Below are 7,361 nucleotides of genomic sequence, written 5' to 3' on the forward strand. Positions count from 1 at the left end.
TTACTGCCTTTCAACTTTTAAATAACAACGGTTTAGCTATTTTCAATCTAATTTATATTTTTTGTGCACAGAACCTATAAAACTTATATATGTAACTCATCGTTTAGGAAATGCTCAAACTCACTTCGGTTTTTTTTGGTTTTCTTTACATAATTATTATATAAATCTTCATAGTTTTTTACTGCTTTTTCATTCATAACCTTCTCTAGATACTCAGGATCTATTAAAAATGGTTTTGTTGATGTTTTTTGATTACGAATAACACCAGGCATCCTTAATGAGTATAGTACACGAACTTCACTATCTTGCTTATTTGATTCATCTAACATGAGTATCAAATTAACTTTTACATTATATTTTCTCGGTACTAAATGGTACTCTTTCTTACCATATGCATTAATTTGCTTTACTGGTCGCAGTTTTAACTCCAGTTTAACTGGCCTCTTAACTACTTTCTTATTATATTTTTTTAACCCAGCAACAACTTTTTCTTTATGGTCCTCTTCCAATCGATCCTCAGTCTCACTTAATTTTGGTAAAATCTGTTTGATAAAATTATCAGCCTCCTGCTGATTTAAGGCCATACATGTTCCTGCACCCTCAACACTTTTATCAAAACAACTGTATTTATCTATAAATAAATATAGATTTTGAGTTTTATCATAGTAAAGTTGATACTCTGATAGTTTTATAGGATGACCTAAGTACACAAAGTTATGATCAGTAATAATTGCACAGTTCGAAAGAACAATAGTTAAAACTATTAAAAAGAAAAATTTAATGAATCTACTCATTATTTATAAGAATATATTATGCTTCTGAAAATTCTATCTAAAATTATTTTTATTACAATTGATTTAATCAGCACTTAATCCAACTTGCCACATCTAATGCTGTATAAGTAAGTATAATCTTAGCTCCAGCTCGTTTCATTGATACTAATGTCTCAATTGTAATAGCTTTTTCATCAACTAAGCCAGCTTGAGCAGCAGCTTTTATCATCGCATACTCACCACTTACATGGTACGCTGCTATCGGTAAATCAACAATATGATTTAATTCATTAATTATATCAAGATAACTCAATGCAGGCTTAACCATTATAAAATCTGCACCTTGCTCTATATCAGCAACAGCTTCTCGAATAGCTTCCTTCTTATTACGATAATCCATTTGATAAGTTTTACGATCACCTTTTAAAGAAGAATCACAAGCACTTCTAAATGGTCCATAGTAAGCTGAAGCATATTTTACTGAGTATGACATAATACTTACAGTTTCAAAATTAGCTTCATCCAAGGCCTGACGCATAGCTATAATCATGCCATCCATCATACCACTTGGTGCAACTATATCAGCACCAGCTTGTGCATGAGATACCGCAGTTTTCTGCAAGATTTCTAATGTTTTGTCATTATCAACATACTCATTTTCATTTAAGATTCCACAATGTCCATGCGGTGTGAAACTACACATACATACATCAGTCGCAACAACTAACTCTGGTGCAAGCTGTTTAATTTTTCTAATAGCCTGTTGAGTAATACCATTTGAATCATAGTTTTCAGATGAAACTATATCTTTAGATTTCGGTACTCCAAATATCATAACACTTTTTATACCTGCTTTTAGAACCTTCTCAACAAGCTCATCTAGCATATCTATAGACCAATGATATTGATTTGGCATACTTGAGATTTCTTTTTTTATACTCTCACCATGCACAACGAATATTGGATACATTAGATCATCAACATTCAAAGTTGTCTCAGCAACCATATCTCTGATATTTTGCGTAACTCTAAGTCTGCGCGGACGTGATATTGGGAAACTCATATCTAAACCTATTTTTTCTTTTTATTAGGATTTTTTCTATATAAAACTAAAATATTACCTATTATTTGCACTAATTCTGATTTAGTTGCTTTAACTATTTCAGCTGCAATCTGTTGCTTTTCTTCTTTTGGTAAACGCCCTGCTTTTATCTTGATAAGCTCATGTGATGCCAGAGCTAAATCTATCTCTAGCATTACATTTTCTGTAAGGCCTTTCTCTCCCATTAAAACCACTGGTTTTAAACTGTGAGCCTGGGCCTTTAATTTTTGTTGTTGTTTTACTTCCATTTTTTACCTACTTTATAATTTTTAATATTAAATTTTCTAAAACTAACTCTTTATCAACATTTTTGAAATTTAGAAAATAATCATTAGCTTCTAATGCCTTTTGATATAGCTTATATATTGCATCTTCTGAGAATTTAGCGGCAAGATATTTAACAACTGCAATTTTATCATAATTAGCAATATTTTGATCTTCATCATTAAGCTTATAGTAATACACATCAACGATTAAACTTGTTAACCAATAAAGTGTATCTTTAAAGTTAGGATTGACCTCTTTCAGAAAAACATTTGGATTTAACTGATTTACTAAAACTCTCATCAAGCTATTTCTAACTTGCCAAAAATGCTGCTCTAACTTAATCTTTGCAATAACATTAACATCATCTCTAGCCATCAATAAAGATTTTTGTATAGCATCTTTTGACATATTGAATGTGTATTTTAAATAATTATACTTATCATCCTGGTCAAAACTTATATCATAAGTTAATGATCTACTTTTTACAGTCGCTAAAATATTATTATAATTGCGTGTAAACATTAAAAAGAATGTATTTTCAGCAGGCTCTTCAAGTGTTTTTAAAATAGCATTAGTCGCAGATTCATTTAAGAAGTCCAACTCTGGAATTATAATAATTTTAGCTAAATTATTATGCGCTGTTAACTCACAGTTTTTTATGATTTTTTTAACTTCTGCAACTCTAATCTCATTATTCTCTGCATTAGCTATTGTTACATATGGTGATTCATTATAGTCATTGACTTTTTGCCCTAACAATACTTGGCACAAGGAGTTTATAAAACTATCTAAAAGTACAGCATCCTTAACTCTAAATATAAAAGCATGATGCAGCATTTGCTTAGATTTTTGCTGAAGAAAATTATCCAAAATTTTTTGATGTGTATTTAAAGAAAACACTTTGATCCTATAATATTTTGCGCGCGTATAAAAAGTTTGTTAAGGTTTTTTTGATCATTGCAAGCTTAGACTTCAACAACCCTTTATCTTTTTTCCTAACAAAACTTACTTCATACACGTCATGTCTTTTACTAAGTAAATTTATCAAATAGTCATCATAAGTTTGTATTTCATCAACCAAACCTAACTCTAAAGCATCTTTACCAAACCAGTACTCTCCTGTACCAACTTTATGCATATCTAAATTAGGACGATAATTTAAAATATGCTTTTTAAATAATTCATGAATATTTTCAAGGTCTTGCTTAAATTTCTTACGGCCTTCTTCAGTATTTTCACCTACTGTTGTTAATGTACGCTTATACTCTCCAGAAGTATGCATCTCAATATTGATACCATTTTTCTCAAGTAGATCTCTAACATTTGGAATAGTTCCAACTACACCTATTGAGCCAACTATTGCAAAAGGCGCTGAAATTATTTTATGCCCAACAGCTGACATCATATAACCACCACTTGCAGCAACTTGATCAATACAAATAGTTAAATTAATACCTGCTTGGCGAATTCTTTCTAGTTGAGCTGCTGCAAAACCATAGCCATTTACTACACCTCCAGGACTATCTATTCTGACTATAACCTCGTCACTTGAGATTGCTACAGCTAAGATAGCAGATACTTCTTTACGTAAATTTTCAACTTGTGAGGCATGTATATCACCTTTAAAGTTGACTACAAAAACCTTTCCTTCAGGCTTATCATCTTGCTTATCTAGCTTCTTCTGCTCTTTAAGATAGTTTTTGTAAGCTTTTTTATCTAGTAATGTTTCTAAAACTACTTTTTTAGTTTCCTTATAGTCTTTACCAACCTTATTAATTTCTAGCTTACCTTTAGCTAACTTAGCAACTTCTTGTTTTGCCTTTGCCAATAATGAGAAAAAACTTCCAACGACAAAAACTATAGCCACTACAACAAGTACTGCACTAAGGGCAAAAAAAACAAAATTTACAAAACCTTGGTACCACATATAATTCTTACCTACCTATTAGCTCTTAAAGTTTTTAGCAATGACTCATTTGCATTGCCCTTTAAGTTAGCTTTTTTAACAGAATCTCTAGCAAATACTCTTTTCTTATAATCATGCATAGCACCAAATGTTTCATCTATAATAAAACCTTCAGCTTCTAAACAAATTATTAATGCCGCAATATAGCAATCTGCTAAAGTAAAGCTAGATGAGATAAAGTAATCAAACTCACTAAACGCTTTTTCTATTGTTAAAAAACTTTCTTTTAGATCTTTAAATAACACAGTTAGTTTTTCATTGTCTGTTTTATTTTTTCTAATCTGATCTAATACTGGATACCATTCATTATCTATTTTTTCCAATGATAAGCGAATTTTTATACGCTCATTAACCAAGCTAGGTAATAATCCAGGTGCAGGAAATCTCTCATCGATATATATTAAAAGAGCTTTTCTATTATTTATGCTATAGTCTTTTTCTTTTAGTACTGGAAAAATACCATTAGGTGATATTTTCTTTAGCTTTTCTGGTGCTAAATCACCAGCTTCAACAACATCCATATTCATTTTTTTCTCCGCTAAAGCAATTCTTGCTCTAAGAGAATATGGACAATATTTTGTAGTATATAAAGTAACTTTCATTGAATATGCCTTTTTATAGATTAAAACAACTATTCTTATTTGCTATAATTGTCAGATAGTAAAAACTAGTAACAAATTTTATCATATTTGTGGATAACTACAACATAGACAAACAAGGCTTTTTAATAGATTTCGAAAGTTGGGATATAGATTTCTGTAAATTAGCAGCTACAAATGAAGATATTAATCTAACTGAAGATCATATGTTAGTTATTAACTTTTTAAGAAGTTTTTACCAAGAGAACAAAAAATCACCAGCTATTAGGGAGCTTGTCAAAGCATTAAAAGAAAGATATGGCGATAAAATAGGTAATAGTTTATATTTACAAATTTTATTTCCTATTTCTCCAGCTGTACAGGCTGCTAAATTAGCTGGATTACCAAAACCTAAGAGATGTATCTAAAAAAGTTTTAAAGGAGAAAAAATGTCTACTGTTTTTTGTAAAAAATATAACCAAGAATTAGAAGCTATACCATTTCAACCATTACCAGGAGAGCTAGGTAAAAAAATACATGCTGAAATCTCAAATAAAGCTTGGCAGGCTTGGCTTTCACACCAAACTATTTTGATAAATGAGTATAGGCTTAATCTTATGGACCAAAAAGCAAAAGAATTTCTACAACAAGAAATGCATAAGTTCTTATTTGAAAATAAAGAAGATAAACCAGAACAGTTTAGTGAAATTTAATCTTCTAAAACATAATTTTCTAGAATAACTACTACGCTTATCTATAGATCTCTATTTATTACAATTGTCTTGAAAAAATCATAATTAAAAGATACATTAAGACATTAATTTATCTTTTTTTTAGAAACCTAAATGAATAAATTTAAAAACTCTTATGCTTATGACATCCTAATTTTATTAGTGATTTATATAGTATATTTTATTATATTTCTTGGTCATAGACACCTAAGTATTCCAGATGAGGGACGCTATCCTGAAATCGCTAGAGAAATGCTAAGTACAGGTAACTGGGTCACCCCATTAATTAACGGTGTCCCTTTTCTAGATAAGCCTCCGCTTTACTATTGGCTTGAAGCTACTTCTATGCACTTTTTTGGTATAAATGCTTGGGCTATTCGCCTACCTCAAGCACTTTTTGGTATATTAGGGTGCATATCTATATACTCTTTTGGAAGGTATTTTTATTCGCGTTTTGCTGGTGTCTTAGCAAGTTTTATACTTGCAGCAAATGTTTTATATTTCTTTGAGGCTCATTATGCAAATATGGATCTTATTGTTGCTAATCTACTTTGGATTGCATTCTTTTTGTGCTTGGTTAGTTTAAAGCAACCACTAGGAAATAAAAAACGCTTTTTTATGTATGCTGCATACTTTGTATCTGCATTAGCATTTTTGACTAAAGGCTTGATGGCTATAGCTTTTCCTTGTATGACTATTTTTGTCTGGATGCTTGTAACAAATAACTGGCATAGAATAAAAGATTTATATATCCCAACAGGGGCTATTATATTTGTGATTATTGTTACACCATGGTTAGTTTTAGCTCAACAACAAAACCCTGATTTCCTATACTTCTTCTTCTATTTCCAACAGTTTTATCGCTTTGTTGGCCATGGTTTTAATAATGCTATTGGACCTTGGTTCTATTTTGTAATTATATTAGCTGTATTTTTGCCATTTAGTATTTTACTACTTAATAGGCTCGCAAAAGGTTTTAAAGCTATTTGGCAAAATAGAAAACAAGACTATACTACATTTTTAATAGCTCTTTGGTGCTTACTTATACTAATATTCTTCTCAATCCCTAGCTCAAAAATCGTAAGTTATATCTTACCTATTTTTGGGCCATTATCATTATTAATGGCACTATCGTTTGAGAAAATAATTAAAGATAGTGATAGAGTAAGTACTTTTAAAAAGATGCATATCGCTGCTAGTACACTTTTCTTAATAACAGCTATTGTAGTCGCTATATTTCCAATAGTACAACATTTATTCTTAGATACTCATGCTCCAACAATATATATCTTACTAGTAGCTCTATGTGCTTTTGCAATCGCGTTTAGCCTAAGAATATCCTTTAAGGGGCAAATTAAACAAGCAATTATTCTAATAATCGCTGCTCTTATGCTACTTAATATTTTAGGACAATTAGTAATACCTTACTTTGATATTAGAACATCTGAGCCTTTAGTTGAAAAGGTCATAAGTGACTCTCCTAAAGATACTATATTTGTCTACTATAACAGAGCTCAACCTAAGCACTTTATTTTAAAAGAAGAGTTAAAGAAAAAAGGCTATGAAGAAGATCTTCCACTACTATTAAATGATAATATCTATATTGTTTATAACTGGAAAACTTACCGACCAGAGATTGATAACTGGGCAAGAGAGTTCCATTATGGTATTAAACAATATCAACAATCTCATAATGGTAAATGGCCCAAGTATCTAATAACTTACCCTCAATTTAGTGAACTTTTAAAAACTAAAAAAGATATTGTTATTTTCACAAAAGAGAAACAGTTACAAAAGCTAAAAGAAAAGTATCCTAATATAAACTTCCAAGTTAAGGGAAGATACAACAAGAATGTTGTAGTAAGAGTAGGTTCTGTGCACAAAAAATATAAATTAGATTGAAAATAGCTAAACCGTTGTTATTTAAAAGTTGAAAGACAGTAA

The 7,361-nt window shown here is 30.4% G+C and carries 9 protein-coding genes; 3 read left to right on the top strand and 6 right to left on the bottom strand.

The window, feature by feature from the left end:
* Positions 1-83: 83 nt before the first annotated feature.
* The 6 genes from AB8E56_RS10875 to AB8E56_RS10900 form a co-directional block, all read right to left on the bottom strand.
* Positions 84-794 carry a hypothetical protein gene (locus tag AB8E56_RS10875; RefSeq protein WP_329481019.1) on the bottom strand — a complete coding sequence of 237 codons (711 nt, stop codon included), beginning with the start codon at positions 792-794 and terminating at the stop codon, positions 84-86.
* Between the two features lie 67 nt (positions 795-861).
* Complete coding sequence (gene hemB, locus AB8E56_RS10880) at positions 862-1,836, bottom strand: porphobilinogen synthase (protein ID WP_329481021.1); 975 nt, start codon at positions 1,834-1,836, stop codon at positions 862-864.
* Positions 1,837-1,844: 8 nt separating this feature from the next.
* Positions 1,845-2,123: a ribosome assembly RNA-binding protein YhbY gene (gene yhbY, locus AB8E56_RS10885; RefSeq protein ID WP_329481023.1), complete on the bottom strand. Its 279-nt coding sequence runs from the start codon at positions 2,121-2,123 to the stop codon at positions 1,845-1,847.
* A gap of 7 nt (positions 2,124-2,130) precedes the next feature.
* Positions 2,131-3,042 carry a DNA polymerase III subunit delta' C-terminal domain-containing protein gene (locus tag AB8E56_RS10890; RefSeq protein ID WP_329481025.1) on the bottom strand — a complete coding sequence of 304 codons (912 nt, stop codon included), beginning with the start codon at positions 3,040-3,042 and terminating at the stop codon, positions 2,131-2,133.
* Positions 3,043-3,049: 7 nt separating this feature from the next.
* Entirely contained in the window at positions 3,050-4,069 is a 1,020-nt protein-coding gene (gene sohB / locus AB8E56_RS10895; protein ID WP_329481027.1) for a protease SohB, read from the bottom strand.
* An 11-nt stretch (positions 4,070-4,080) separates the two neighbouring features.
* Positions 4,081-4,710: a glutathione S-transferase N-terminal domain-containing protein gene (locus tag AB8E56_RS10900; RefSeq protein WP_329481029.1), complete on the bottom strand. Its 630-nt coding sequence runs from the start codon at positions 4,708-4,710 to the stop codon at positions 4,081-4,083.
* An 89-nt stretch (positions 4,711-4,799) separates the two neighbouring features.
* On the opposite strand from AB8E56_RS10900, the gene AB8E56_RS10905 reads away from it, so the two are divergent.
* The 3 genes from AB8E56_RS10905 to AB8E56_RS10915 all read left to right on the top strand — a co-directional run bounded on the left by AB8E56_RS10905 (position 4,800) and on the right by AB8E56_RS10915 (position 7,319).
* Positions 4,800-5,114, top strand: coding sequence for a TusE/DsrC/DsvC family sulfur relay protein (locus AB8E56_RS10905; protein ID WP_329481031.1), 315 nt, complete (start codon positions 4,800-4,802; stop codon positions 5,112-5,114).
* Positions 5,115-5,135: 21 nt separating this feature from the next.
* Positions 5,136-5,399 (top strand): oxidative damage protection protein, encoded by a 264-nt coding sequence (locus AB8E56_RS10910; RefSeq protein WP_329481033.1) that lies wholly within the window; start codon positions 5,136-5,138, stop codon positions 5,397-5,399.
* A 132-nt stretch (positions 5,400-5,531) separates the two neighbouring features.
* Positions 5,532-7,319: a glycosyltransferase family 39 protein gene (locus AB8E56_RS10915; RefSeq protein ID WP_329481035.1), complete on the top strand. Its 1,788-nt coding sequence runs from the start codon at positions 5,532-5,534 to the stop codon at positions 7,317-7,319.
* Positions 7,320-7,361: the final 42 nt, after the last annotated feature.

Source organism: Francisella sp. 19X1-34 (assembly GCF_041102755.1).
Taxonomy (GTDB): domain Bacteria; phylum Pseudomonadota; class Gammaproteobacteria; order Francisellales; family Francisellaceae; genus Francisella.